The sequence below is a fragment of the Methylobacterium terricola genome, from assembly GCF_006151805.1.
Classification (GTDB): domain Bacteria; phylum Pseudomonadota; class Alphaproteobacteria; order Rhizobiales; family Beijerinckiaceae; genus Methylobacterium; species Methylobacterium terricola.
The window spans coordinates 20,935-46,066 of record NZ_VDDA01000005.1 but is presented as its reverse complement, the minus strand read 5'-3'; the positions used below and the strand labels follow the sequence as shown (position 1 = coordinate 46,066).

General features: G+C 69.1%; 26 protein-coding genes. 3 read left to right on the top strand and 23 right to left on the bottom strand.

The window, feature by feature from the left end; translation table 11 throughout:
* Positions 1 to 177: 177 nt before the first annotated feature.
* The 17 genes from FF100_RS13610 to FF100_RS13540 all read right to left on the bottom strand — a co-directional run bounded on the left by FF100_RS13610 (position 178) and on the right by FF100_RS13540 (position 14,673).
* Positions 178 to 1,923 (bottom strand): complex I subunit 5 family protein, encoded by a 1,746-nt coding sequence (locus FF100_RS13610; RefSeq protein WP_246102071.1) that lies wholly within the window; start codon positions 1,921 to 1,923, stop codon positions 178 to 180.
* Positions 1,920 to 2,294, bottom strand: coding sequence for a sodium:proton antiporter (locus FF100_RS13605; protein WP_139036241.1), 375 nt, complete (start codon positions 2,292 to 2,294; stop codon positions 1,920 to 1,922). The genes FF100_RS13610 and FF100_RS13605 overlap by 4 nt, the downstream gene beginning before the upstream one ends.
* On the bottom strand, positions 2,291 to 3,067 hold the full coding sequence (locus FF100_RS13600) for an MnhB domain-containing protein (RefSeq protein WP_139036240.1): 777 nt from the start codon (positions 3,065 to 3,067) through the stop codon (positions 2,291 to 2,293). The genes FF100_RS13605 and FF100_RS13600 overlap by 4 nt, the downstream gene beginning before the upstream one ends.
* Complete coding sequence (locus FF100_RS13595; protein WP_099900744.1) at positions 3,064 to 3,309, bottom strand: hydrogenase subunit MbhD domain-containing protein; 246 nt, start codon at positions 3,307 to 3,309, stop codon at positions 3,064 to 3,066. The genes FF100_RS13600 and FF100_RS13595 overlap by 4 nt, the downstream gene beginning before the upstream one ends.
* Positions 3,306 to 3,590: a monovalent cation/H(+) antiporter subunit G gene (locus tag FF100_RS13590; protein WP_139036239.1), complete on the bottom strand. Its 285-nt coding sequence runs from the start codon at positions 3,588 to 3,590 to the stop codon at positions 3,306 to 3,308. The genes FF100_RS13595 and FF100_RS13590 overlap by 4 nt, the downstream gene beginning before the upstream one ends.
* Complete coding sequence (locus tag FF100_RS13585) at positions 3,587 to 3,841, bottom strand: monovalent cation/H+ antiporter complex subunit F (protein ID WP_139036238.1); 255 nt, start codon at positions 3,839 to 3,841, stop codon at positions 3,587 to 3,589. Before FF100_RS13585 ends, FF100_RS13590 begins: the two co-directional genes overlap by 4 nt.
* Positions 3,838 to 4,305 carry a hypothetical protein gene (locus FF100_RS13580; RefSeq protein ID WP_139036237.1) on the bottom strand — a complete coding sequence of 156 codons (468 nt, stop codon included), beginning with the start codon at positions 4,303 to 4,305 and terminating at the stop codon, positions 3,838 to 3,840. The genes FF100_RS13585 and FF100_RS13580 overlap by 4 nt, the downstream gene beginning before the upstream one ends.
* 156 nt (positions 4,306 to 4,461) lie before the next feature.
* The gene (locus FF100_RS13575; RefSeq protein ID WP_139036236.1) at positions 4,462 to 5,382 is read right to left on the bottom strand and encodes an NAD(P)H-dependent oxidoreductase; all 921 of its coding nucleotides are present in this window, start codon (positions 5,380 to 5,382) and stop codon (positions 4,462 to 4,464) included.
* Positions 5,383 to 5,491: 109 nt separating this feature from the next.
* Entirely contained in the window at positions 5,492 to 7,741 is a 2,250-nt protein-coding gene (locus FF100_RS13570; RefSeq protein WP_139036235.1) for a xanthine dehydrogenase family protein molybdopterin-binding subunit, read from the bottom strand.
* Between the two features lie 2 nt (positions 7,742 to 7,743).
* Positions 7,744 to 8,739, bottom strand: coding sequence for an FAD binding domain-containing protein (locus tag FF100_RS13565; protein WP_139036234.1), 996 nt, complete (start codon positions 8,737 to 8,739; stop codon positions 7,744 to 7,746).
* Complete coding sequence (locus FF100_RS13560; RefSeq protein ID WP_246102070.1) at positions 8,739 to 9,224, bottom strand: (2Fe-2S)-binding protein; 486 nt, start codon at positions 9,222 to 9,224, stop codon at positions 8,739 to 8,741. The genes FF100_RS13565 and FF100_RS13560 overlap by 1 nt, the downstream gene beginning before the upstream one ends.
* Positions 9,224 to 9,994 carry an SDR family NAD(P)-dependent oxidoreductase gene (locus FF100_RS13555; RefSeq protein WP_139036233.1) on the bottom strand — a complete coding sequence of 257 codons (771 nt, stop codon included), beginning with the start codon at positions 9,992 to 9,994 and terminating at the stop codon, positions 9,224 to 9,226. Before FF100_RS13555 ends, FF100_RS13560 begins: the two co-directional genes overlap by 1 nt.
* A 187-nt stretch (positions 9,995 to 10,181) precedes the next feature.
* Positions 10,182 to 12,518, bottom strand: a complete 2,337-nt coding sequence (locus tag FF100_RS13550) for an FdhF/YdeP family oxidoreductase (RefSeq protein WP_139036232.1) — start codon at positions 12,516 to 12,518, stop codon at positions 10,182 to 10,184.
* A 301-nt stretch (positions 12,519 to 12,819) separates the two neighbouring features.
* Positions 12,820 to 12,960, bottom strand: coding sequence for a hypothetical protein (locus tag FF100_RS37040; RefSeq protein ID WP_171070156.1), 141 nt, complete (start codon positions 12,958 to 12,960; stop codon positions 12,820 to 12,822).
* 326 nt (positions 12,961 to 13,286) lie between these two features.
* The gene (locus FF100_RS37585) at positions 13,287 to 13,454 is read right to left on the bottom strand and encodes a hypothetical protein (RefSeq protein ID WP_205824886.1); all 168 of its coding nucleotides are present in this window, start codon (positions 13,452 to 13,454) and stop codon (positions 13,287 to 13,289) included.
* A gap of 162 nt (positions 13,455 to 13,616) precedes the next feature.
* The gene (locus tag FF100_RS38620; RefSeq protein ID WP_425463307.1) at positions 13,617 to 13,970 is read right to left on the bottom strand and encodes a DUF6894 family protein; all 354 of its coding nucleotides are present in this window, start codon (positions 13,968 to 13,970) and stop codon (positions 13,617 to 13,619) included.
* Positions 13,960 to 14,673, bottom strand: a complete 714-nt coding sequence (locus tag FF100_RS13540; protein ID WP_139036231.1) for a Crp/Fnr family transcriptional regulator — start codon at positions 14,671 to 14,673, stop codon at positions 13,960 to 13,962. The genes FF100_RS38620 and FF100_RS13540 overlap by 11 nt, the downstream gene beginning before the upstream one ends.
* A gap of 349 nt (positions 14,674 to 15,022) precedes the next feature.
* Between FF100_RS13540 and FF100_RS13535 the strand changes: the two genes are divergently transcribed.
* A complete protein-coding gene (locus FF100_RS13535; protein ID WP_171070155.1) occupies positions 15,023 to 15,397 on the top strand; it encodes a response regulator in 375 nt (124 codons plus the stop codon).
* Between the two features lie 254 nt (positions 15,398 to 15,651).
* On the opposite strand, the gene FF100_RS13530 is transcribed toward FF100_RS13535, so the two are convergent.
* The 6 genes from FF100_RS13530 to FF100_RS13505 form a co-directional block, all read right to left on the bottom strand.
* A complete protein-coding gene (locus tag FF100_RS13530; RefSeq protein ID WP_139036229.1) occupies positions 15,652 to 16,131 on the bottom strand; it encodes a PRC-barrel domain-containing protein in 480 nt (159 codons plus the stop codon).
* Positions 16,132 to 16,182: 51 nt separating this feature from the next.
* Positions 16,183 to 16,449 (bottom strand): hypothetical protein, encoded by a 267-nt coding sequence (locus FF100_RS13525; protein ID WP_139036228.1) that lies wholly within the window; start codon positions 16,447 to 16,449, stop codon positions 16,183 to 16,185.
* A 279-nt stretch (positions 16,450 to 16,728) separates the two neighbouring features.
* The gene (locus FF100_RS13520) at positions 16,729 to 18,018 is read right to left on the bottom strand and encodes a DUF2254 domain-containing protein (protein WP_139036227.1); all 1,290 of its coding nucleotides are present in this window, start codon (positions 18,016 to 18,018) and stop codon (positions 16,729 to 16,731) included.
* Complete coding sequence (locus tag FF100_RS13515) at positions 18,018 to 18,986, bottom strand: mechanosensitive ion channel family protein (protein WP_205824884.1); 969 nt, start codon at positions 18,984 to 18,986, stop codon at positions 18,018 to 18,020. Before FF100_RS13515 ends, FF100_RS13520 begins: the two co-directional genes overlap by 1 nt.
* Positions 18,987 to 19,065: 79 nt before the next feature.
* Positions 19,066 to 20,337 carry a cation:proton antiporter gene (locus tag FF100_RS13510; RefSeq protein WP_139036226.1) on the bottom strand — a complete coding sequence of 424 codons (1,272 nt, stop codon included), beginning with the start codon at positions 20,335 to 20,337 and terminating at the stop codon, positions 19,066 to 19,068.
* A 62-nt stretch (positions 20,338 to 20,399) separates the two neighbouring features.
* Positions 20,400 to 21,125, bottom strand: a complete 726-nt coding sequence (locus FF100_RS13505; RefSeq protein WP_139036225.1) for a DUF4396 domain-containing protein — start codon at positions 21,123 to 21,125, stop codon at positions 20,400 to 20,402.
* A 282-nt stretch (positions 21,126 to 21,407) separates the two neighbouring features.
* Here FF100_RS13505 and FF100_RS13500 point away from each other — a divergent pair, with 282 nt between their 5' ends.
* A complete protein-coding gene (locus FF100_RS13500; RefSeq protein ID WP_139036585.1) occupies positions 21,408 to 22,223 on the top strand; it encodes a Crp/Fnr family transcriptional regulator in 816 nt (271 codons plus the stop codon).
* On the top strand, positions 22,220 to 25,009 hold the full coding sequence (locus tag FF100_RS13495) for a PAS domain S-box protein (protein WP_246102069.1): 2,790 nt from the start codon (positions 22,220 to 22,222) through the stop codon (positions 25,007 to 25,009). Before FF100_RS13500 ends, FF100_RS13495 begins: the two co-directional genes overlap by 4 nt.
* Positions 25,010 to 25,132 lie beyond the last annotated feature (123 nt).

Genomic DNA, 25,132 nt, shown 5'->3' with positions numbered 1-25,132 from the left:
ACGTCTCCACCTGAGAGCCGCGGTTCTCCGGGCGCATGGGCCTTCAGAAACCGCAAGCCGGGCATGCGCCGGCAGCCTGAGCTTTCGGCGAGGCCGAGTTCGCGTCCTGCGGCTCGATCGTTGGTCTGTCGCAGATCGCCGCGACGGTGACGGCCCGAAGGGCGGCTCGCGAGGCACTCAAGTCAGCGCGCAGACCACCGCGAACAGCGCCAGACCCACGGCCATCCAAGTCACGTAATCGCCCACCAGCCCGCTATGCAGGGCCTGCAGCCCCCCGAAGCCGGCCCGTTCCACCCCGGTAAGCCGCCGCATCGCCCGTGACACCGCACGGCGGCGCATGAGGGCGAGGGCCAGGACGCCGAGCGTCAGTCCGATCGGCGCAAGGTTGCCGAGTTCGGCCGGCGACAGCACCAGAGGAAGCGCTGCCGGATCGGCGAGGCGTGCCGCCGCGGCGCCGAGGAACGGGGCCACGGCGTCGTAGGGCGTGAGCGCCAGCGCGACGAGGGTGAGCGCCGGCAGGGCCATCAGCCAGAGCGGGCGGTCGGGCTTCTCGCGCTCGCGCTCGGTCGGAGCGAGGAGTTCCGGCCCCGGCACGCCGCTGGCGCGCAGGAAGATTCGCGCGGCGGCGCGCAGCACCGCGCCGCCGGTGAGCGCGGTGGCCAGCGTCGTGCCTGCGGTGACGAGCGGGCCGGCCCCGTGCTCCATCAGCCCGGTCGCGCCGTGCATCAGGCCGAGCGGCAGCCCGCCGAGGAGGAGGCCGCCGAGCCCCATCGCCAGGGCCGGCGGCCACAGGCCCCGGCCCCGGCCGTAGAGCACGATCTCGTCGGCCGATTGCCGCAGGGCGAGGAGCGTGCCCGCCACCATGAACAGCGCGCCCTTCACCAGGCCGTGCCCGACCACGTAGAGGAGCAGGCCCGCCCTCGTCGTGCCCGTATCGGCGGCGAGCGCCGTCAGCATGATGCCGAGATGCGCGATGGTCGAGAAGGCGAGCAGCCGCTTGAGGTGGCGCTGGGCGAAGGCCATGAGGCCGGCGACGAGCGCGGTGGCCAGACCGAGCCACAGCATCAGCCCGTGCACCAGCCCCATGACGGTAGGATCGCCGGCAAAGACCTGCGCCACCAGCTTGGCGAGGCCGAACAGGCCGAGGCTGACCATCGCGCCGGAGAAGATCACCGAGACCGGGCTCGGTGCGACGGCGTGGGCGTCGGCGAGCCAGAGGTGGAACGGCAGGATCGCCGCCTTGGTGAGAAGGGCGCCGGCCACCAGCACGAAGCCGCCGGTCACGACCGGGTCGCCACCGATCCCGGCGACGATCCAGCCCATGGCGGCGAAGTCGAGGGTGCCGGTGCGGGCGTAGAGCAGCCCGGTTCCCGCGAGCATCAGGAAGCTCGCGAGCGCATTGGTGACCGTGAAGTTGAAGGCGCCCTCGAGCGCGCTGCGGCCGAGCGGGTAGGCGGTGAGCGCGAAGGCCGCGACGCTCATCAGCTCGAACCAGACGAACAGGTTGAACAGGTCGCGGGTGAGGCAGAAGCCGACCATCGCCGCGAGGAAGAGCAGCATCAGCACCTGGAAATGCGCGTGCTCGGCGTCGAAGTAGCCCCAGGCGAAGACGAAGGTGGCGGCAAACAGCAGGCCGCAGAAGGCCGCGAGGGCAGCGCTCGCCGGATCGGCCTGGAAGCCGATGCCGAGGACCACGTCCGGCCGCTGCGCGGCGTCGGGCGTCCAGCCGCCGAACCAGTGTCGTACCGGTCCGTCGAGGCTTTGGCGGGCGAGCCAGGCGCACAAACCGCAGACGGCGAGCGCGGTCAGGATCGCTAGTACCTTCGGCAGGCGCGGCGGCAGCCAGTGGGCGAGGCCGAGCATCAACGTCGCCACGCCGAGAGGCAGCAGCACCGCGACAGGAAGGACGGCGTCGGGATTCACCGGGACGACCGCTCGGGCGCGGAATCGGGTGGGCGAAGGGGCCGCAGGGCCTGCGGATCGAGGGTGTGGCGGCGCTTCTGCACCTGGACGGCGATGGCGAGCAGCAGCGCCGACACCGCGGCGCCGACCACGATGTCGGTCAGCACCAGGGCCTGCACGATCGGGTCGACCGCCGGCGTGCCGGGCGGATGGTCGTAGAAGATCGGCGGTCCTGCGCCGTCCACGAAGCCGAGGCCAAGGAGCAGCACGTAGGTCGCCGACTGACACACGGTGAGGCACCCGACGAGGTGTACGGCGTGGCGCGAGGTGGCCAGCCCGTAGAGCCCGACCCCGAACAGCCAAGCGGCCACGAACCAGGGCAATGCGCTCATCGGCCTTCCTCGTCGGGCACGGAATCGCGGTCGGGCGCGCGGGTCTCCTCCATGAATTCGAGGAGCAGGAGCCCGAAGCTGCCGGTCACCGACAGGGCGACCGCGGCGTTGACCACGATCATCAGCCCGCCGGAATAGAGGTCCTTGAGGGTGCCGAGGGGCAGGATGTTCTCCAGGGCCGGCCGGCCGATGACGAGCGGGACTGCCGCTGCCAGGACGTAGAGCAGCGCGCCTCCGCCCTCGAGCAGGGCGAGCACCGGCCCGCGCACCAGAGTCCGCCACACCGCGTAGCCCTCGCCGAGATAGAGGAGCAGCAGGCTCGAGGCGACGATGACCCCGCCCTGGAAGCCGCCGCCCGGCGTCGTCATGCCGTGGAGCGCGATGGAGAGACCCAGCAGCAGGGTGAGCGTCGCGGCGATCCGGCAGGCGAGCACCGTCGCGTCGGCGCGCGGGATCACCGGACGCCCGGGCACGTGGCCCGCCCGCTCGGCCCCGCTCTCGCCGCGGGCGCCGCGCAGGAGCACCGTCGCACCGGTCACGGCGCAGAGCAGCATGCACTCCTCGCCCAGCGTGTCGATGCCGCGCACATCGAAATTGACTGCCGCCACCATGTTGGTGACGTGGCGCAGGTCCGGCAACAGGGCGTTCACCGCCTGCCCGTAGGGCGAGATCGGCGCGCCGAAGCCCGGCAGGGCGAGGGCGACGTGGGCCACGGCCGGCGCCAGCGCCAGGAACGCGAGGGCGAGAACGACGAGGCGGATCCGCACGCTCATCGCCCGACCCGGTCCGTGGCAATGGCGGCGAGCGCGACGAGGAACAGGAACGGCGTCACCGCCGTGCCGACGGCGATCTCCGACAGGGCAACGTCGGGAGCCTCCAAGGCCAGGAACAGCAGCCCGAGGACGAGGCCGTTGCCGGCGAGCGCGTAGACCTGCCGCCTGGGGTCGCGGGTGATCACCACGAGCAAGCCCGAGCCAGCGGCGAGGATCAGGAGGCCGGCGACGAGGCCGCTCATCGCCGCTCCCCGTCGCGGATGTGCAGCGCGTGGCCGGTGACGTGTGAGAGGAGCGCGCCGACGAGCAGGGTCGCCAGCCAGATCGCGGTGCATTTCAACGCCCGCGGCGAGAGCCCGTCGGTCAGCCAGGCGGCGAGGACAAGTGCTGCACCCCCGGCGACGTTGACGAAGGTCACGGTGTGCAGCCGCTCCAGGGGAGTCGTGAGCCGCCAGAACGCCAGGGCGGCGATCCAGGCAGCGAGCACCGCGAGGGCGAGGCAGAGCCCGACGGGGACGCTCACAGCCAGCGCTCCTGGAACATCGCGAAGAGCAGGGTGCCGGGCAGGGTCAGCACCGCGAGGACAAGCCCGAGGTCGATCACGGCCGGCTGGTCGAGGGCGAAGCTCATCACGACGAGGAGCAGCACCGCGACCGAGGTGGCGAGCTGCACCGCCACGAGGCGGGAGGCGAGGCTGCCGCGGGCCGCTGCCGCGACCGCGAGCCCAAAGGGCGGCAGCAGCGCGAGCGCGGCGGCGAGCCAGGGCCCGGTCATGCCAGCCACCGCGGATCGGCCGGCGGGGGCGACTCGCCGAGCGCGTGGATCAGCGCCTCGTCGCGGCCGGGATCGGCGCGCAGCACGAAGCTGTCGGGCGCGAGCGAGGCGAGGAGCACGGCCCCGGCCCGCCGGGCCCGCTCGGCCGGCTCGTCCTCCGGCCCGCGACGGAACGGCCGGCGATGGGCGTGGCCCGGATGGCTGCCGACCAGGACCGCCCGCGCCAGCGCGGCACCGGTGCGCAGGGTCGCGGACCCTAAGCCCGCGAGCGCCCGGCTCCAGGGGGCGAGGTGGGTGCGCGAGAAGCGAAAGTGCCGCTTCGCCTCGGTGCGGATCCGCCCGGCCCACGCTGTCGTCAGGCCCGCCACGACGATCCCGGTCGCGACCTCGTGGGTGCCGGCGGCACCGGCGAGCAGGAGGTAGAGGGCGAGCGTGCCGAGCCAGGCGAGGGTGCTGCGGAGCATCGTCGGGCGAATCCGATGTTGGTCGAGGCTCTAACGCCCTCGGGCTTTTCATGTTCGCCGATACATGCCGCACGAATGCCGGCAGTCGGCAGAGGTGGGAGCAGGTTGAGAGTCAGCGCGTGCGAGGCCGTGATCCGAATCTCTGAATTGTCTCGCTTATCCGGTCGTCGACTGTGCCCCACGTTCGGCCTCCGTGGTGCCGGGTATCGGGCCTTTGGTCGTGACATGGCTGACGAAGGCATCGACCCACGCGTCGAAGCAGGCCACGGCGTCGCTGTCCCGCACCATGTCGTCGGCTTGGTCGTCCGCATAGGGGCGCCCGAGCCCGATGGCTGCGTGGCGCCACAACGCGTCCGGTACCTCGATCCCGCTGTAGCGACACTGCCAGACCAGGCCCTGGTAGGCCTTGCGCTCGTCGCCGCCATAGGGTTCGCAATCCGGGTCGAACCACGCCTTATGCTGCAGGAGGCGCGGGCGGCGATCGGCGTCGAGTTCGTTGCCGCCCTCGTTGCCGTAGCAGAAGAATGCGGCGGTGCGACCCTCCAGGTGATTCTTCGTAAGCTCGCGCCAGAGCGGGGAGCGCTCAAGAGCTTGAGCCTTCAGGGTACTCTTCTTGTCGATCAGGTCCGGTCGGGGGTTGCCGCCGCTCATGCAGACCAGGCGGTCGAACATCGCCTTCAGGTTGGTGGTCGGGCCGTACCACCAGACCGGGCCGATGATGGCCCAGGCATCCGCGCGGGCGAGGCGCTGATAGAGCTTCTCGTTCCACATCAGGTCGGGCTGGTGGTCGCTGTCCGGTCCGTAGCAGTTGCAGGGCCAGACGCAGAGCGCCATCGACGACCCGACGCAGCCGTTGCAGCCCTGGATCTTGGGCTTGCCGTGCTCGTTGCCGATGTCGACGTGATCGACCTGCCAGCCCGCCGGCAGGCGTCCGAGCATGCGGTGCATCAGTGCCCGTGCCTTTCCGTCGAGGCCGGGGCAGCCGTCGAGCCGCCGGGCCGAGCCTGCGACAAGCAGCACCTTGAGCGGTCGAGGCTCCAGCAGCAGTTGATCGGCTTCAGCCTTGAGGTCGTCCATGGCGCAGATCGTCATCCGCCGCTGAGAGGAGAAGGGTTGCGAAGCGTGCTGGACCTTGGGAACGCGGGAGCGTCGACCCGAACGGATGAGGATGAGCTCCCCGCGACTGTCAGAGCAGGTCCTCGATCCGGATCGGCAGCTCCCGGATGCGCCGCCCCGTGGCGTGGTGGACCGCGTTGGCGATGGCCGCGTTCATGCCGACGATGCCGATCTCGCCGAGGCCCTTGATGCCGAGGGGATTGGCGCGGTCGTCATCGTCCGGCAGCATCATCACCTCGACATCGCGCACGTCGGCACAGACCGGGATGTGGTACTCGGAGAGGTTGTCGTTGACGTAGCGCGCAGCACTGTCGTCGAGCTCGGTCTTCTCCAGCAGGGCCGCCGACAGGCCCCAGATCATCCCACCCATGTACTGGCTGTGGGCCGCGATTGGATTGACGATGTTTCCCGCCGCGAAGGCGCCGAGCATCCGCGACACCCGAATCTCGCGGGTGCGGGCATGCACCCGCACTTCCACGAACTGCGCGCCGAAGGCGTAGGCCGCCACGTCCGACCGCTTGTAGCCGCGCAGGATCGGGTTGGTGCCGGCATGCAGCTTGCCCATCGCATCCGGCGGCGCGCCGTCCGGGATGTTCTCGGCAAAGGCCTCGACCACACCGGGCGAGAGCCGCGAGACGGCGTCGCTCAGGGGCTCGGCCACGCCGTCCGGGGCGGTGAGGCAGCTATCGACGAGGCGCAAGGTGCCAGGGTCGCGCCCGGCGAGCGGGCCGGCATTCCGGGTCGTCGCGGCGCGGGCGAGTCGGTCACGAACCATTTCGCAGGCCGCTGCCACCGCGTTGGCGAGGCTCGCGGTGTGGCTCGATCCCGCCGCCAGTGGCGCCGCCGGCAGGGTCGTGTCGCCCATGGCGACGTCGATCACCGAGGCGTCGAGGCCGAGCCGGTCGGCGGCGGTGATCGCCACCACCGTGTAGGCGCCGGTGCCGATATCGTGCCCGGCTACCTCCACCCGGGCGGTGCCGTTCGGGCGTAAACTCACCCGGGCAGCGCAGGCGGCGATGTTGGTCTCGTAGACCGCGCTGGCGCAGCCGAGGCCGACCAGCCACTCGCCGTCCCGCATCGACCCGGCCCGCGGGTTGCGATCGGCCCAGCCGAAGCGGGCCGCGCCCTCGTCGAAGCAGGCCATCAGCCGCCGGCCCGCGAAGGGCAAGCCGCTCACCGGGTCGGTCTTCGCGTCGTTGCGGCGCCTCAGCTCGATCGGGTCTAGCCTGAGCTTCTCGGCGAGCTCGTCGACCGCGCTTTCCAGCGCGAACATGTAGGGCGTCTCCGGCGGCGCCCGCATGAAGCCCGGGGTGTTGCGGTCGGCATGCACGATGTCGACCCGGGTCAGGATGTTCGGGCAGGCGTAGAGCCGCGCCGTCGTTTCGTTGCCCGAGACGTTGTAGCGGCTCGGGCGCGAGGTCACCTCGGTGCCCTCGTGCACGAGGGCGGTCAGGCGCCCGTCGCGCGTGGCGCCGAGCCGGATGCGGTGGCGCGTCTCGGCCCGGTAGGTGGCAATGGTGAAGCCCTGGTCGCGGGTCGCCACCAGCTTGACCGGCCGGCCGAGGCGGCGGGCCGCCACCGCGATCCAGGCGGTGCGGGCGGTGGCCCCGCCCTTCGAGCCGAAGGCGCCGCCAACGAATTTCGAGATCACCCGCACCCGCTCCGGTGGGATGCCGAGCTGGCCGGCCACGTTGGCGCGCAACCCGTAGACGAACTGGCTCGGCTCCCAGATGGTCAGGTTGCCGTTCTCCCAGGCGCAGGTGGTGGTGAACAGCTCGATCGGGTTGTGGTGCTGGGTCGGCGTGGCGTAGGCGGCCTGCAGCGTCACCTCGGCCGCTCCTAGTGCGCCCTCGGCATCGCCGATCGCGTAATCCTGGTGCTCGCCGTCGTCGCGCCGCTCGCGCTCGGCCCCGGCCGCGTCGAAGCTCGCCGCCGGCGTCTCGGCGGCGTAATGCACCCGCACCCGGAAGCCGGCCTCGCGGGCGGCCTCGTAGGTGTCGGCGAGCACGATGCCGATGATCTGGCCGTCGTGCCAGACTTGGTCGTCCTCCATCGTGGTGGTGGTCGGCCCGCCGCTCGCCTGCTTCGGGGGCTTGGCCTCGCTCCCCACGCTTTCGTGGGTCAGGATGTCGAGGACGCCCGGCACGGCCTTCGCCTCAGCGAAGTCGAACCCCGTGATCCGCCCGCGGGCGATGAAGCTGGTGAGAAGGAAGGCGTGGGCCGGGTTCGCGACCGGTTCGTCGGAGGCGTAGGACGCACGGCCCGTCACCTTGGCGCGGCCGTCGATGCGCGGGGTCGGCTGCCCGATCAGGGTCGGCATCGTTACGTCTCCATCGCGGCGGCGTCGAGGAGGGCGCGCACCAGGGTGCGGCGGCCGAGCTCGGGCTTGAAGGCGTTCTCGCCGTGGGTGACGGCGCCCGCGAAGGCGGCCTGCGCGGCGGCGGCCGCGCTCCCCTCGTCGAGGCGTTGCCCGCGCAAGGCGTCCTCCGCCTCGCGCGCCCGCCACGGCCGGGCGGCGAGCCCGCCGAGGCCGACCCGCGCCTCGCGCACGGTCCCGTCCGGCGCCAGGTCGAGGGCGACCGCGGCCGAAGCGAGGGCGAAGTCGTAGGATTCCCGGTCGCGCACCTTGCGGTAGAGCGAACGGCGGAACCAGGGCGCGGCCGGCACCCGGATCGCCGTGATCAGTTCGCCCGGTGCGAGATTGGTCTCGATGTGAGGCGTGTCGCCCCAGGGGCGGTGCAGGGCTTCCAGCGGCAGGGTGCGGGTGCTGCCGTCCGGGGCGACGAGGTCGAGGCTCGCATCGAGCGCCACCAACGCCACGGCGAGGTCGCCCGGATAATGCGCGATGCAGTGCTCGCTCACCCCCAGCACCGCGAGGCGGCGGTTGACGCCGTGAATGGCGGCGCAGCCGCTGCCCGGGTTCCGCTTGTTGCAGGCGTGCCAGCTGCGGTCGCGGAAGTAGAGGCAGCGGGTGCGCTGGAGCAGGTTTCCGGCGAGACTCGCCATGTTGCGCAGCTGCGCGCTCGCCGCCTGGACCAGGGCGTCGCGGATCGCCGGGTAGTGGCGGGCGATCGCCGGATGCTCGGCGGCCTCGCTCATCCGGGCGAGGCCGCCGAGCACGAGGCCGGATCCATCCGCCGCGATGCTGCCGTGCTCGGCCTTGAGCGCGTTGATGTCGACGAGGCGCTCTGGGCGCAGCACGTCGAGCTTCATCAGGTCGAGGAGCGTGGTGCCGCCGGCGAAGTAGGCGGCCTTGCTTCCCGACAGGCTCAGTGCCGTCGGTGTGTCTCCGGCGCGGGCATAGGCGAAGGGGCGCATCAGGCCGTCTCCCCTCTCATATGCGGCGCCGCTTGCTGCACCGCCTCGACGATCTTCGGGTAGGCAGCACAGCGGCACAGGTTGCCGCTCATGTATTCCCGGATCTCGTCGGGGCTGCCGGCATGGCCCTCGGTCACGCAGGCGATGGCGCTCATGATCTGACCGGGAGTGCAGTAGCCGCACTGGTAGGCATCACGGTCGAGGAAGGCCTGCTGCATCGGGTGCAGCGGCCCGTCCTCGCCGGAGAGACCCTCGATGGTCGTCACCTCGCCCTCGACCGCCGCGACGAGGCTGAAGCAGGACAGGACGCGCCGCCCGTCGATCAGCACCGTGCAGGCGCCGCACTGGCCCTGGTCGCAGCCCTTCTTGGTGCCGGTGAGCCCGAGCCGCTCGCGCAGGGCATCGAGCAGGGTGATCCGGGGATCGTGGTCGAGGCGTGCCTCGCGCCCGTTGATGCGCAGGATGGTTTGCATGGTCGTGTGCATCAGGCGCCGCCCCACTGCATGCTGAGACCCCCGTCGATGGTCCAGGTCTGCCCGGTGACGTAGTCGCCGGCCTCCGAGGCGAGGAACAGCGCCAGCCGCGCGATCTCCTCCGGCTGGCCGGCCCGGTGCCAGGGGATGCGCTCCATCGACTGCCGACGCTTGTCCGGGTCGTCGAGGCGGCCTTGCGTCATCGGAGTCTGGATCAGCCCCGGCGCGATGTTGTTGACGTTGATCTTGTCCTCCGCGAGCTCGCGCGACAGGCTGCGGGTGAGCGAGCCGAGACCGGCCTTGGCCATGCCGTAGGGGGCGCTCGAAGGCGTCGGCAGGTGTTGCGCCACCGACGAGATCGTGACGATCCGTCCGCGCCCGCCATGCTGGCGGCGCAGCCGCACGAAGGCGCGGCAGCAGAAGACCGGTCCCATCAGGTTGACGCGCAGCACCCGCTCCAGGTCCTCGTCCTTCAGCTCCGCGACCTCCGCGCCGCCCGAGCCGATGCCGGCATTGTTGACGAGGAGGTCGAGGGGCCCGAGACGATCGAGGGCTTGCGCGAAGAACGCCTCGACCGATGCCGGATCGCCGACATCGCCCTGCATCACGTGGGCGCGCCGTCCCGCGGCCTCGACCCGCCGCCTGGTCTCGGCCGCCCCGTCGGCATCGGTGTGGTAGACGATCGCGACGTCGGCGCCAGCCTCCGCGAACGCCACCGCGATCGCCTGGCCGATGCCCGAATCCGCCCCCGTGATCAGGGCGCGATTGCCTCCGAGCTTCATAGTCCGTCTCCCGTCAGTCGATGGTCTTCGTTTCAGGGCCGATCCGGACCGGTCACGGTCATCGGCCGCGACGGGCACCCGCACCCTGGCGGGGAGGGGGATCGGCGATCGGTGGCCGGTCGGTGACCTCTCGTCGTCTCCGTCGGCTCGACGGTGTGCGTCCCCCACCTGCTGACGGGGGCGCCCGTCACACCGGATGCGTCGCGTGTCCCGGCGGCTCGAGCCTCTCCGTGACATCCCCACGCTCGTCCGATGCCCGGATCCGCACCGGCACCGACTTGGCGGCTGGCGTCTTCGACGGCCCATCGTGGTGCGAGAGCGGCATCAGCGGATTCATCTCGGGATAGTAGGCGCCGAGGCAGCCATCGGGCAGCGCGAACGGCACCACCTTCAGGCCGAACACCGCGCGCTCGACCCCGTCCTCCGCATCGCCGACGAGCGAGACGACCTGGCCCTCCTGCAGGTTCGCCCGCTGCATCTCCTGCGGGTTGATGAGGAGAACGTCGCGCGTGCCCTCGATGCCGCGCATGCGGTCGCTGTAGCCGTAGATCGTGGTGTTGAACTGGTCGTTCGAGCGCATCGTGATCAGGCGGTACCGGCCGGGTGCGTCCGGCCATCCGGTCGCCGACAGCGTCTCGGGTGTCGTGAACTCGGCCTTTCCGCTCTCCGTCTTCCAGATCCGCTCGCGGGCCGAGTTGCCCCGGTAGAACCCGCCCGGGGTCCACATCCTCTCGTTGAAGCCGTGGAACTGCTCGGGATAGGTCTCGGCGATCTGGTCGCGGATCAGCCCATAGTCGCCGACCCAATCGTCCCATCGGACCTTCGGGTTCGGGGCCAGCGTCGCCTTGGCGAAGCCCGCCACGATGTCGACCTCGGACTTGAGGTGCTCGCTGGCGGGCGTGCGGCGGCCCAGCGAGCCGTAGATGCAGCTGAACGTGTCTTCCATGCTCACGGCTTGCGGCCCGCTCGCCTGCACGTCCTCCTCGGTGCGGCCGCGGCAGGGCAGCAGGTAGGCGATCTCCCCGTTCACGAGGTGGGAGCGGTTGAGCTTCGTGGCGACCTGGACGGTGAGGCGCATCGTCGTCCAGGCCTTCTCCATGCGGTCGCGGTCGGGAATGGCGCGCACGAAATTGCCGCCGAGGCCGAAGAAGCTCCTGACCTTGCCGGACAGGATGCCCTCGCAGGCCTCGACCGTGTTCATGCCCGTGTCGCGCGGCGGCGCGAAGCCGAACTGTTCCGCGTAGCGATCGAGCGGCACCAGCTCGGGCTTCTCCGTGATGCCGACCGTGCGCTGCCCCTGGACGTTGGAATGTCCGCGCACCGGCGAGATTCCGGTGCCGTCACGACCGATATTGCCCTTCAGGAGCAGCAAGTTCACGAACAGCGCGACGTTCTCGAACCCGTGCATGTGCTGGGTCAGACCCATCCCGTAGATGCCGATGACGCGATCCGCCTCGACGTAGACCTGGGCGGCGGCCTCGATGTCCTGCCGGCTCAGGCCCGACTCGCGCTCGATCTCCTCCCAGGACGTCGCCCGGACCTTCGCCTCGAAGGCTTCGAGCCCGCTCGTGTGCTGCTCGATAAAGTCGATGTCGAGCACGCGCCGGCCCTGCTCACGCGCGTCGTCATCGGCGGTGAAGACGTGCTTGCACATCCCCATCAGCACCGCGATGTCTCCGCCGGGCCGGACCTGATGGTATTGCGTGCTGATCCGGGTCTCCTTGCCCGTCAGCATCTCGACCGGGCTCTGGGGGTTGGTGAAGAATTCCAGTCCGCGCTCGCGCACGGGGTTGAACGTCACGATCTGGACGCCGCGCTTGGCTGCTTCCTGAAGCGGGTGCAGGAAGCGCGGGCTATTGGACCCCGTGTTCTGGCCGAAGAAGAACATGGCGTCGCAGTTCTGGAGATCGTCGAACACGACCGTGCCGACGCCCGCCCCGATCACCTTCTTGAGCGCCACCGAGGTGGTCTCGTGGCACATGTTTGAACTATCGGGCAGGTTGTTGCAGCCGTAGAGCCGGGCGAACAGTGCGTAGAGGTAGGACGTTTCCAAGCTCGCACGTCCCGACGAGTAGAATACGACCGATTTTGGGTCGAGGAGCCTCAGCTCCGACCCGATCTCCCGGAATGCCTCATCCCAGTCGCACGGGACATAGCGGTCGCTGGCGCGGTCGTAACGCATCGGGTGGGTCAGGCGGCCCTGCTGCTCGAGGTCGTAGTCCGTCCAGTCCCGCAATTCCGTGACCGTGTGCTTGGCAAAGAAGTCCGGCGTGCAGCGCCGGGTCGTCAGCTCCCACAAGGTCGCTTTGGCGCCGTTCTCGCAGAACTCGAACGGGTGATAGTTCGCCGGCTTCGCCCAAGAGCAGGACACGCACATGAAGCCCTTGGGCTTGTTCTGCCGGAACAGCGTCTCGGTGGCGAGCGGGGTCGCCCATTCCTTGCCGAAGATCCGGGAGATGCCCCGCACGGAACCCCAACCGCCTGACGGGCCCTCGTAATGAACGGTGTCCTCTTCGCTGGGCATCAACGTTCCCCTATCTGCTGCTCGGGCGCGTGCCGCGCCGAGCGGGACCTGTTTCCCCGTCGCGTGAGGATGCGGCCGGACTTCGGGTCGGTCGCCGAGTGATCGTCGGCCTTGTGGGAAAACCGACTATGTCGGCCGCCGACCTGCGCCGTGGTACGGCGTCGCGCGCCGTGCAGTATTCCGTCACCCGTCGCGGAGGCCTCTCCCGCGTGTCAGCTGCGCGAGTCGCCGGTCTGCGAATGCTCACCGCCGGGCCGCGAGACCTCCGAGAACGCTGCGCCTGTACCGTCAACGCCCCGCATCACCACGAACTCGCCGAGCGACTCGATCCCGACCAGCCTTTCATCACCTCGGCTTCCGCTAGGATCGCGGCGACGTCCTGACCCGTCTGCTTGGTCAGTGCCAGGCACACGTCCCGCGTATTGGCTTTGCTCACGTTCATGGTGCTGTTCCCTGCACGTTCCGGCCAACGACAGCAGAAAGGTCCCGTTCCAGCGCCCAGTGATGAAATTTGCCTTATTTGATGTGTGTTAATATGCTGAATTATACAGCTTTCAATCGATAATTTTGAAGCCAATCAGAGCAAACAAACCACTTTTTATAAGCATTATCGTCGCCCGATCAGGAATTAAAGCTGACACAGCATGTGGTCAGCCGCTTGGGTGTCTCTCGGAGGGGGAAAAAACACCGACGCTTCCGCTCTGAGGGTCATGCGGATGATCGCGTTCGAGGCTGAACGCAGCCGCTAAATCCCATCCAGCAGATCCATCATGGCCGTCGCTTCTCGACGTCATGAGGGCTCGGATCCGGTTTGCCGGTGACGGTCATGTGCGGCCGGGCCGGCGGCCCGCCCTGACGCTGGTCGGCCTTTCTCTGCTCTTGCTCCCGTGAATTGTCGTCGGGGGGAGTATGGTCGCGGTGCGTCGTCTCGGTCATAGGGCCTCCTTGGGAGACAATCTCCGCGCACTTGGATCGTTCACCGGTATGCAGGGACGAGATCCGGCTGACGTCACAGCGATCATCGCCGATCCTATCCTATGTCTGCGGCGCGAACGGTCTTCTCTGCTAGGCAGGATCGTCTCGCTGTCCCGACCCCCTTCAGCGGGGCCGGCGGGTCGGGTCTCCAACCGGAGGGAACGCCCCGGCCCGCCGTCCAATCGCTGATGCGACCGTCATCCTTCCTCGTCGCGCGGTGCACCTTGCCACCGTGTCGGCGAACCGCCCCGCCATGACGATCCGGCCGTGCTCATCCGCGACCTTGAACGAGCACTCAAGCCAGTCTCGTACGCCATCCAGTCGCGTGCGGGCCATCAGGTCTCGTGCGGCTCTCAGGGCGTGCTCCGCGCCGCGGCCTCGTTGGCGATTTCGTCGCCCTCCAGGTCCTCGGCGACACCGTCGAGACCGGGTCGGTGCCTCAGAGTGAAGAAGTACCGTGCCACTGTCAGGCTTCACCGATCAGGCGCGCATATTCGGCTTCCGCAACGCCGTAGCTGCCATCCGCCAGCTGCTCCAGCTTGCATCGATCGATGATCTGGATGCGCTTACGCCTGCTTTTGATGCGGCCGGCGCCCTCCAAGTTCTGCAACGCCAGCGAGATGCCAGCCCGCTGCACGCCCAGCATCATCGACAGGAACTCGTGCGTCAGAAGCAGTTCATCGCCATCCACTCGGTCGTGGCACATCAACAGCCAACGGGAAAGACGGCCCTCCAGATTCAATGCGGCATGCGCGTAGATCGTCAACGATCCTTGCACCATCTGGGTATGAATGTAGCGCAGCAGTACATCATGCAAGGACGGACTTTCCCGCACTGCCTCACGCAACTCCGTCGCCCCGATGCTCAGCATCTCGCCGGCTATCTGTACGAACGATCGCTGCGGTGTCTGGTCGGTACGCAGCAGCACGGGAGCGGCGCCGACCAGGCCTTCGCGTCCGATCAATCCGACTTCGATCTCCCCCGATACGGTTGCAGTCGTAACGGAGACGATGCCGACCTCCGGGAAGTAGAGTTCTTTGACCGGCATGTTAGCCGCAATCAGCTCCTCCCGGATCTGAGTCGTCATCCGTTGCAGATGCGGTTGAAGCAGTGCGAAATCGCCAGGCGAGAGTGCCCTGAGCAGGCGGTTGCGGATTGTGGCTTGCTGGAGATGCGCCACCGCGCTCCCCTTGTTTGGGGCAAGAGCGCATTCCGTCTCTCAAGCGTCTGCGCCCTGGATATGAGCAGACGACACAAATCATATAAATGCTGTGAAGCTCGAAAATCAAGCTTTCTCTGTATATATTAAATGATAAGAGAGACAAATTGCCCCGTGTGTCATTTGTTATGCTTGTAATTTATCATTTGTTGTAATCTTGTACGCCCCAGCGAGGCATGTAACGGTGATTGTTCGATTTAACACCAAGCCAGATAGCTTATTTACATCTAATTTAGCAAAGGTTTACACACTTGCCGCCCTTTAGCCGAGCAAGAGCGAGGAGGCACCCCGCCCCATCAGGAGTGCGCAGGTGAGAACCACCCAGACGTCCGCCATCGTCCTGATCGTCGAGGACGATGCCCTTGTCGGGCTCGACCTAAGTGACGCGCTCGTGCGGGCAGGATATCGCGCTGCAGGACCCGTAGATACCCTGGTGGCGGCCCTTGCTCGGGTGCGGTTGCGCGCGCCCGACCTCGCCGTCGTCGATGTGCGCCTCAAGGATGGTCTGTGCAGCGAGCTGGCACGTGAGCTACGCCGACGCGACGTACCGTTCGTAGTCCACTCTGCGTGGCGGCGGGACAGCTCCCTGTGCCCCGAGTTGCAGGAGGCCCCCTGGCTGGCGAAGCCGACCCTGCCGATCGAGGTGGTCGCGACCCTTGACAGGCTGAGACGGAGAACGCGCTGATTGCCTCGCGTCTCGTGGCTTGCGCCATGGAGTCGCCTGCCGAGATCGTGCTCTCCAGCGGGAAGTCAGACGACCAAAAAGCTTTTGTGCACCCGTGATGTTTCCTTCTAACGAGATTCGAGTTCAGCCTTGCTGGCAATCGGGTTGGATTGTGCGGATCAACATACAGCACAGCCAATTTTGCGGCAAGCCCGAAGAGGGTCATGGTAGACGTCGCCGGGGTCATGCAGCTCCCCCGGCGACGCGACAATACGTCAGCTCTTGGTCTTGCTGTAGTCGAAAGTCGGGGCCTTGCTCAAGTCATCCTTGCTCGTATTGAGCATCGCCTTGACGGTGTTGCCGTCCTTGTGGATGACGAGGTTCGACGGATCGACGGCGATATAACGCTCGCCCATACCGAGGAAGCCACCGACGCTGATGATGACACCGTTCACCGTCTTACCGTCGGTGATCACGAAATCCTCGATCTCGCCGAGGTTCTCATTCTTGTTGTTGTAGACGTTAACACCCTTGAGACGCGAGGTAACCATGTCGGTCGGCTTGCTGGTGATGAAGCGGACCGCCATGGTCGACGTGTTGACCGTGGTCATACCCTTGTCGTCGGTCTTCATGGCGCCCGACACCGGAGCGTCCATCTTCGGGGCCGTCGTAGGGGCCGGCGAGGTGGAGGTGGTCTGGGCCAGAGCCGGGACGGCGCAGGCGGTCAGGGCGGCGGCGAGCAGGATGCGACGCATGATCGGCAATCTCCGAGGTTCGAGGCGGATGTCGGTGGGTTTGGTGGCCGCTCAGTAGCGCGGACCGCCTGAGGTCATCCCCCGGCGTTTCTGGCCCTTCGGCCGGGACGGATGCTTGCCGTTGCCCATGTTGCGGCCCTGCATGTAGCGCGCGGGCGTCGTGAGCATCGGGCCGTCCGCGACGCTGCTGCCGAGACCGGTGCCGAACGACGGAGCGGTCGTCAGCGGCGCGGCCGAAGCCGGTACAGCCAACAGGGCGGCGCCAAACAGGCCGGCACAGGTCATCGCCGCGCCGAGGTTCAGTTTAGGGTACGTCACGATTTCCCTCCCAGGATCGCGAGGTGTGTCACCGACCAACACATGACGTGGAGTGACGTTCCATCGAAAACGGCTGATTGCTCTCAAGGCTCGGCGCAGGACTATCCTCGAAGGGCATTCAGTGAACCTGATGAACATCAATTCACGATCTGGTTCAAGTCAGCCACTTGCCTGTCACAGCGGCAGGCGCTGCCCCGCATCGTGGAACGCGGCAGGATCCCGTGCTCCCTCGAAGACTTTCCCCGGCCGGAAGAGCCCGGGGCCGCGACGCCGTCGCGGTCAGGGCGCACCACCCTCCGCGACGACGTCCAGGAATCGCCGATGCCGCGCGGCCAGATCCTCCCGCCCCGACGGATCCAGGCCGTCGCCGCACGAGGCCATCACCAGATCGGCGTGGCGTTGCAACTCTGCGAGCCGGTCGATCCGGCGTTCCACCCGGGCGACGTCCGTCAGCACCTCGACGAGCCTGATTAGGACGTAAGGTGAATCCGCCGCGTTCTGGCGGATGACGTGGAACATCGCGTCGCACAGGCCATTGTAATCCGTGACCGGACGGGTCGCCACGACGGTGCCGTCCCGCGCGACGGCGCCGCTCATCAGGTGGCGGGGGGCGATGCGGCAGAGCGCGTCGCCGAAATGAGCCAGCACGCTGGCCGCAGTGAACGGATCGTTGATGCCGGGCGAGAGGGCCCGGACGGCGATCTCGCTGAGCTGATGGATGGCGTATTCCAGATTCTGCAAGGCGGCCGGCTGGCGGCCGAAGGTGAGGTTGGCGCGCAAGGCCTCCTGCGCGCCGTCGCGGCCGGCCGAGAGCTGCGCCACCGGCAGCGCCATCGGTACGTAGTCGCCGGGCCGGACCCACAGGTGGAGGCGCACGCCCTGCGCGTGCGCCCAGTCTGCGAGGCCGTCGAGGTCGATGGCCTGCAGGTAGCCGCCGGTCTCGCAGCGGAGGATCGGGCCCTCCGGCGAATGCGCCGGCGCCCCGATATCCGGCTTGGCAAGCGTCTGGCTGTCGATCGCACGGCAGAGATCGCCGTGAACGGCGTCGATGACGGTCTCCACGTTGATGCTGGTCGCGACGTGGTGGACGAACCAGACCAGGGTGCCGAGGCTGACGAGCGCCAGCAGGATCGCACCCGAGACCGCGAGATGCGGCACGAACGCAGTTTCCTGCACGGTGCGGACGGTGCGCAGGACGATCAGCGCGTAGGCATGCGTGCCGAGGAAGATGCCGAGGGCGTACTGGTTGCGGCTGTCGCGCACGAAGTTGCGCAGCAGCCGCGGTCCCATCTGGTTCGAGGCCAGCGAGAGCGCCGCGATGGTGATGGAGAACACCGTTCCGGCGACGCCGATCGTCGAGGAGGCGATGGCGCTGAGGAGCGAGCGGGCGCCCTCCGCACCGCCGGCATAGCTCCAGGCGAGACCACTCCCCTCCGCGCCGGTCTCCCAGATCTCGTCGCACCAGACCACGGTTTGCCCGAGCCCGAGCCCGAGCAGGATGAGCAGGGCCGGGCGCAGCCAGAACTGGTCGCCGAGACGCTCGAGCCAAGCGGAGAGACGGGCGCGCATCACGCTTCCTCGGATGATGGGCGGGAGGACGATTCGGCGGTGTGTTCCCGCTCGGCCTGACGGCGCGATGGCGGCGGGTGCGCGCCGGCCGGCCAGCCCTCGCGCTGGCGGGTCCTGTCACCGTCCACCGATTCAGTCTGGTTGTGGAACAGCACCTGCGAGGTCGGATAAGGCAGATCGATGCCGGCCGCGGTGAGCGCCTCCTTGACGTTGCTGATGGCGTGGTCGAGGGCGTCGACGGCGTCGCGCCGGCGCGGCGGGTTGATCCAGAACCGTCCGACCATGTCGACCCCGGCGGCGCCGAGCCCCGTGACTAGCGCCTCGGGCGGCGGGTCGGCCAGCACGCCCCCGGTCTCCCGCAGGGCGGTGGTGATCACCCGGCGGGCCTCGCGGATGTCGTCGCCGTTGCCGATCGTGAGCGGGAATTGCAGGCGGCGGTGCTCATGGGCGGTGATGACGGTGATCTTGTCGGTGAAGAGGGTCGCGTTGGGGATCAGGATGCGCTGGTTGTCGTAGGTGCGCAGCACCGTGGCGCGCACCCAGACGTCCTCGACCGTGCCCTCGTGGCTGCCGGCCCGGATCTGGTCCCCGATCACGAAGGGGCGCGTGAGCAGGATGAGGATGCCGGCGAGCAGGTTCTGGAGCACGTCGCGGAACGCGAAGCCGATGGCGACGCCGCCGATGCCGAGCAGGTTGAACAGGTCTGCCGCCGACACCGAGGGGAACGCTACCGAGGCTGCGACCAGGAAGGCGACCATCACGGTGGTCCCGCCGGCGATGCGACCGAGCACGGCGGCCGACCCGGCCGGTGCGTGGCGCATCTGCGCGGCGCGGCGCACGCCGCCGCGGACGCCGCGCGCGACGAGCAGTCCCAGGCCGAAGATCGCGACCGCGATGAGAAGACCCGGCAGGATCGCGACGGCGGACCGTGCGAGCTCGTCCAGGCGACCGAGTGCTTCTGCGAACATCAACCCATCATTTGATCGAACAAGGCGGGCGGCAACCCGGCCGCCCACCCAAGGTTCCCTTGCGGACCGTCTCCCAAGGTCATCCTGCCGTCTCGTCGACGGTGCGCTTCAGCGTGCGGCGGGCGACGAGGCCGAGCGTCGAGCCCTGGACGATGATCGTGAACAGCACGACCGCGTAGGTCGCCGCCAGGATGGCGGACTTCGCCGGGTCGTCCGGCAGCGACAGGGCCAGCGCCACCGAGATGCCTCCGCGCACCCCGGCCCAGGTCAGGAACGGCACGTTGCGGATCGACAATGCCTGCACCCGGCGAAACAGCAGGATCGGGGTCGCCACCGCGATCAGGCGCGACACGAGCACGATGGGGACCGCGCAGGCGGCCAGCACCAGGCCGCTCGCCTGGAAGCGCAGCACCAGCACCTCAAGGCCGATCAGCAAGAACAGCACGGAGTTGAGCACCTCGTCGATCAGCGTCCACAGCGCCGAGACGTAGCCCTGGGTGCGGTCGCTCATGGCGTAGCGCGGGGCCCGCTCGCCGATGAGGAGGCCCGCCGCCACCACCGCGAGCGGACCGCTGGCACCGAGCTTCTGCGCCAGGGCGTAGGTGCCGGCGACGAGCGCCAGGGTGATCAGCACCTCGACCGGGAAGTCGTCGATGGCACGCATCGCCCGATAGGCAACATAGCCGGTGATCGTGCCGAGCAGGAGGCCGCCGCCCGCCTCCTGCAGCAGGAGCTTCGCGAGCCCGCCGACACCGTGCACGGCATGACCCGTGCCGGCCGCGAAGCCGAGCAGGATCGTGAACAGCACGATACCGATGCCGTCGTTGAACAGGGCCTCGCCCTGCATCTCGATCTCGAGCGATTGCGGAACCTTCACGTTCTTGAGCGTGCTGATCACCGCCACCGGATCGGTCGGGCTGATCAGCGCCCCGAAGACGAGGGCCCAGGCGAGCGGGATCGGATGGCCCAGGGCCTGCGCCGCGCCCCAGAACAGCAGGCCGACGATGCCGGTGGAGATCATCGTCCCGACGAAGGCCAGGGTCGCCACCGGCCAGGCCCGGTCCCGCAATGCGCCGAGGTCGAGGTTCATGGCCCCGGCAAACAGCAGGAAGGCCAGCATGCCGTTCATCACCACGCCGGTGAAGTCGATCTGCAGCAGCGCGCGGGTGAGGTCCTCGTAGAGGTGCTGGGCCGGGAAGGCGACGTCGACGAGGACGAGAAGCAGCGAGGCGACGAGGCCGAGGACGAGGAGGCCGATCGCGTGCGGCATCCGGACGAGGCGCCGGTTGAGCCAGCCGAACAGGGCCGACAAGGTCAGGAGCAACGCCGCGAGGTCGAAGATCGAGAGCACGCCACATCCTTTAATCACAGGGGGAGGAGCGCAGCGGGACCACCGCCGCGCGAGACGCCGGCCTACATCCGCTCCTTGATGCCCGACCGCACCAGCCACCAGTTCACCGGATAGCTCGTGAGGAAGCCGGCGATCATGGCGCCCTGCATGGCGAACCAGAACTCGGCCGTGTTCACCGGGGCGCGGTGCCCGAGCAGGTGCCCGAAGAGAATGAACTGCGCGAAGGCCATGAAGCCGTACATGCCGACCTGCCAGGCGACCAGCGAGGCGGTATCGGCCTTCAGCGCCGCGATCAGGCCCTTGCCCGGCGAGAGACCGCGCATCGGCACGATGGCGAAGTACTGGAACACGATGCCGAGCCCGAAGGCGAACAGGAAGTCGAGGATCCAGACCGCGACCATTTTCTCGGAGAACAGCGACTGCCAGCCGAACCACACCGCCACCGCCGGCACCAGGAAGGCCAGCCACTCGGCGGCGACGTCGCCCAGCATGCAGCCGCTGCCGCAATGGAGCGCGCCCTTGCCGACCATCACCGGGAACGGCGTCTCGGACTTGTTCGGCGGCGTGCCGTGCCGCGCCTGCGCCGCGTGATGCGCCGCCATCCGGCCGTACCGGAAGTAGGCCCAGACGACCGCCACGGTGCCGAACAACGCCGTGACCGGCCAGACCACGTTCATGACCGTCATGTGCTGCGGGTGGCGGATTGCGTCGACGGAGACGAGCAGCGCGCAGGCCGCCCCGAGCAACAGGGCAGCGAGGGAGAGTGCGTCGAGCCAGGCAGGAAACACGCGGGGCTCCTTCACCGGAAAGGGGCGCAACGGAAGGCTGCCGTCGTTGTTCCGGAGCGCAAGCGAGACCGGCCGGCGCCGGTTGCCGAGTGAGAGGCTGCCGCGGCGTTTCGACGAGAAAACGCAGCAGTCGACGGTACAACGCGCCTTCCGCACCGCCTCCCGGCTCCAAAAAAGTGATGCTCCGGGACGCTCATCGCCCGCACTTGTCAGACATCGGACATCTTTGCGCCGGGAAGTCCGCTATTGGACAACGCGATCGCCGACGCCCCTACGGTCCTTGTGAACGCCTCCTCCCTCCGCTCCATCGACGGCAACCTGCTGCTCGAAGCCCTCGACGGCGCCGACCGTGCCCTGCTGGCCCCCCATGCCGAGCGGCGCGAAGTCGGGCGCGGCGACGTCCTGTTCCGGGCCGGCGACGACGTCAGCCACGTCACGTTCCCGGCCCAGGGCTGCGTCGTCACGCTGGTGGTGCCGCTGCGGGACGGCAAGTCGGTCGAGACCGCCACGGTCGGCCGCGAGGGGGCGATCGGCGGCGTGGTCAGCCAGGGTTACCTGCCGGCCTTCGGCCAAGCCGTGGTGCAGGTCGCCGGACCGATCATCCGCATCGACGCCGACCGCCTGGCCGAGGCCAAGCATGCCTCGAAGACCGTCCGCGACCTCTTCGTGCGCTATGCCGACTGCCTGCTCGCCCAGGTCCTGCAGTCGGTGGCCTGCAACGCGTCCCACACCATCGAGCGGCGCTGCCTGCGCTGGCTCCTGACCCTCCAGGACCGCCTCGGGACGCCCGACCTGCCGGTGACCCACGAGCTCCTGGCCGACATGCTCGGCGTGCGCCGCGCCTACCTCACCGAGGTGCTCGGGCGCATGCAGCGCGACGGCCTGATCGAGATCGGTCACCGGCGCCTGACGCTGCCGGACCGCAGGCGGGCCGAGGCGGCCTCGTGCGAATGCCACGCTGCCGTGCGCCGCCACTTCGCCGAGGTGCTCGGCGCGGTCTACGCGCCGGGCGGCCGGATGGTCGCCGTCGATGCCGCCGAGCCGGACCAGCTGAAAGCCCCCTCCGCCGCCGTCGCGCTGCGGGATCTCGCCCCGTGACCCTCGGCCTGTCCCGCCCGTCGGCTGTCGAGAACGAGGCCCGCCTCGACGCGCTCGCCGCCTCCGGCCTCCTCGACACGCTGCCCGAGCGCGGCTTCGACGACATCGTGCATCTCGCCCGCCGGCTCTGCGCCGCGCCGGTGGCGCTGGTCAGCCTAGTCGACCGGGAGCGGCAGTGGTTCAAGGCCCGCGCCGGCTTCCCGCCCTGCGAGACCGACCTCGACCGCTCGGTCTGCAAGTTCGTGCTCGCCGAGACCGACATCCTCCAGATCCCCGACCTGACACGCGATCCCCGCACCCGCGACAACCCACTGGTGACCGGCGCGCCGCACCTGCGCTTCTACGCCGGCGCCCCGCTGCGCACGCCCGAGGGCCATGCCCTCGGCAGCCTGTGCGTGATCGATCACGCTCCCAGGCCCGGCGGACTGACAATTGCACAGGCCGACGACCTGCGGACCTTGGCCCGCCAGGTCATGGACCAGTTGCTGCTGCGGCGGGCGCTGGCAGAGCGCAACCGGGCCGACCGCCAGCGCGAGGTCGTCGCCCGCACGCTGGAGGAGGTTGCTGCGGCCGGTGGCGACCTCGACGCGAGCCTGCGGGCGGCGCTGGCCGGGGCCATGCGTGCCGTCCCGGCGGCCGAGGCCGGCGCGGTCGAGATTCTCGATGGCGATTCGCTGGTCTACCGCTCGGTGACGGATGGCCTCGCCGCCCATCTCGGACGGCGTCTGCCCCTCGACGGCAGCCTGGCGGGCGCCTGCCTGCGCGCCGACCGCCCGTTGCTCGTCCCGGACGCCCGGCGCGACGCCCGCGCCAAGCTGGGCATCATCGAGTCGCTGCGGCTGCGCTCCTGCGTGATGGTACCGGTGCGCCGCGGCGGCATCCCGATCGGCGTCCTCAAGCTTCAGGCGAGCCGGCCCGGAGCGTTCTCCGAGGAGGACCTGCGCGTCGCGGAGATCCTCGCCGGCACCGTGGCGGCCGGCCTCGCCGAGGCGGGCGAGGAGACGGCCCTGCGCGCGGTCAAGCGCGAGGAGCGGCGCTACTCCGCGGTGTTCGACAGCGCCATCGACCACGCCATCGTGGTGATGGACCGCGAGGGGCGCATCACGGAGTGGAACGAGGGCGCGACCCGCATCCTCGGATGGACCCCGGACGAGGTCCGCGGCGGACCCGCCGACCTGTTCTTCACCCCGGAGGACCGGGAGGCCGGCATTCCGGCCCGGGAGATGGAAGAGGCACTACGGACCGGCAGCGGCAACGACGAACGCTGGCACCTGCGCCAGGACGGCACGCGCTTCTTCGCCTCGGGCGAGATGATGGTGCTGCGCGAGGAAGACGGCCGGATGATCGGCTTCCTCAAGATCCTGCGCGACCGCACCGAACGGCACGAGGCCGGCCAGCGCCTGGAGGCCAGCCGGCAGCGGTACCGCCTGGCGGCGCGCGCCACCAAGGATGCGATCTGGGATTGGGACTTGGCCACCGACCACGTGCTGTGGAATGAGGCGCTTCAGGACGCCTACTGGCACGCGCCGGACCGGGTGGAGCCGACCGGCGATTGGTTGATCGCCCATATCCACCCAGATGACCGGGCGCGCGTGACGCAGAGGATCCGCGCCGTCATCGATGGGAGAGGCACCGCCTGGAGCGATGAGTACCGGTTCCTGCGCGCGGACGGCTCCTATGCCGAGGTGCTGGACCGCGGTTCCGTCATCCGCGACGCCGAAGGGCGGGCGGTCCGCATGATCGGCGCGATGCTCGATCTGACCGAACGCAAGCGCGGGCAGCAGGCGCTCCAGGCCAGCGAGGCATCGCTGCGGGCGGTGCTCGACACTGTGCCGGTCGGCATCCTGTTCGCCGAGGCCCCGTCTGGACGCATCATCGGCGGCAACCGCCGGCTGGAAGAGATCTTCCGCCATCCGGTCCTGCCCTCGCCGGATACCGACAGCTACGGCGAGTGGGTCGCCTTCCACGAGGATGGGCGGCGGGTCGCACCGCACGAATACCCACTCAGCCGGATCATCCGCGACGGCGCGGAGCACGCCGCGCTCGAATGTCATTACCAGCGCGGCGACGGCACCCGGGTCTGGGTCGAGATCGTCGGCGTGCCGATGCGCGATGCGAATGGCGGGCTGTCGGGGGGCGTCGTCGCGGTCGCCGACGTCGACGCCCGGCGGAAGGCCGAGGCGCATCAGGAACTCCTCAACCACGAGCTGTCCCACCGGATGAAGAACCTGCTGGCGATGGTTCAGGCCATCGCGGCATCGACCCTGCGCGGGGCCACGGATATCGACGCGGCCCGCGAGGTGCTAGGCAGCCGCCTCGTTGCGCTCGGCAAGGCGCACGACATGCTTCTGGGCGGTGCTGCCGAGAGCGCGCCGCTCTCCGCGGTCGTGCGGGAGGGCGTCGGCGTCCAGGAGGCGAGCGGCGACCGGGTCTCGTTCCACGGGCCGGAGGTCGATATCGGCGGGAAGGCCGCTCTGTCCCTGGCGCTGACACTGCACGAGCTCACCACCAACGCGGTCAAGTACGGGGCCCTGTCGATTCCGGGAGGGCGCGTCTCGCTGACGGCGTCGCTCGTCGAGGCGGAGGCCGGGCCCGCCCTTCGCCTGGCGTGGACGGAGAGCGGGGGACCGCCGGTCGTCGCGCCGTCGCGAAAGGGGTTCGGGTCGCGCCTGATCGAGCGCGGGCTGACGGCGCAGGTCGGTGCCCGTCTCTCCCTCGACTATCCGCGTGAAGGTGCGATCTGCGTCATCGAGGCGCCGCTCGCCAATTTCCAGTCGGTCGCATGAGGGAGGGGCGCAACGATGGCCTTGCCCGGTCGTTATCGCACGGCATAACTTATGTTGGCTTTGCGAGGACGGCCCGCTGCGGAAGATCCGCCGCCGATCGGGCGTCGACGGATAGGGGGCAGA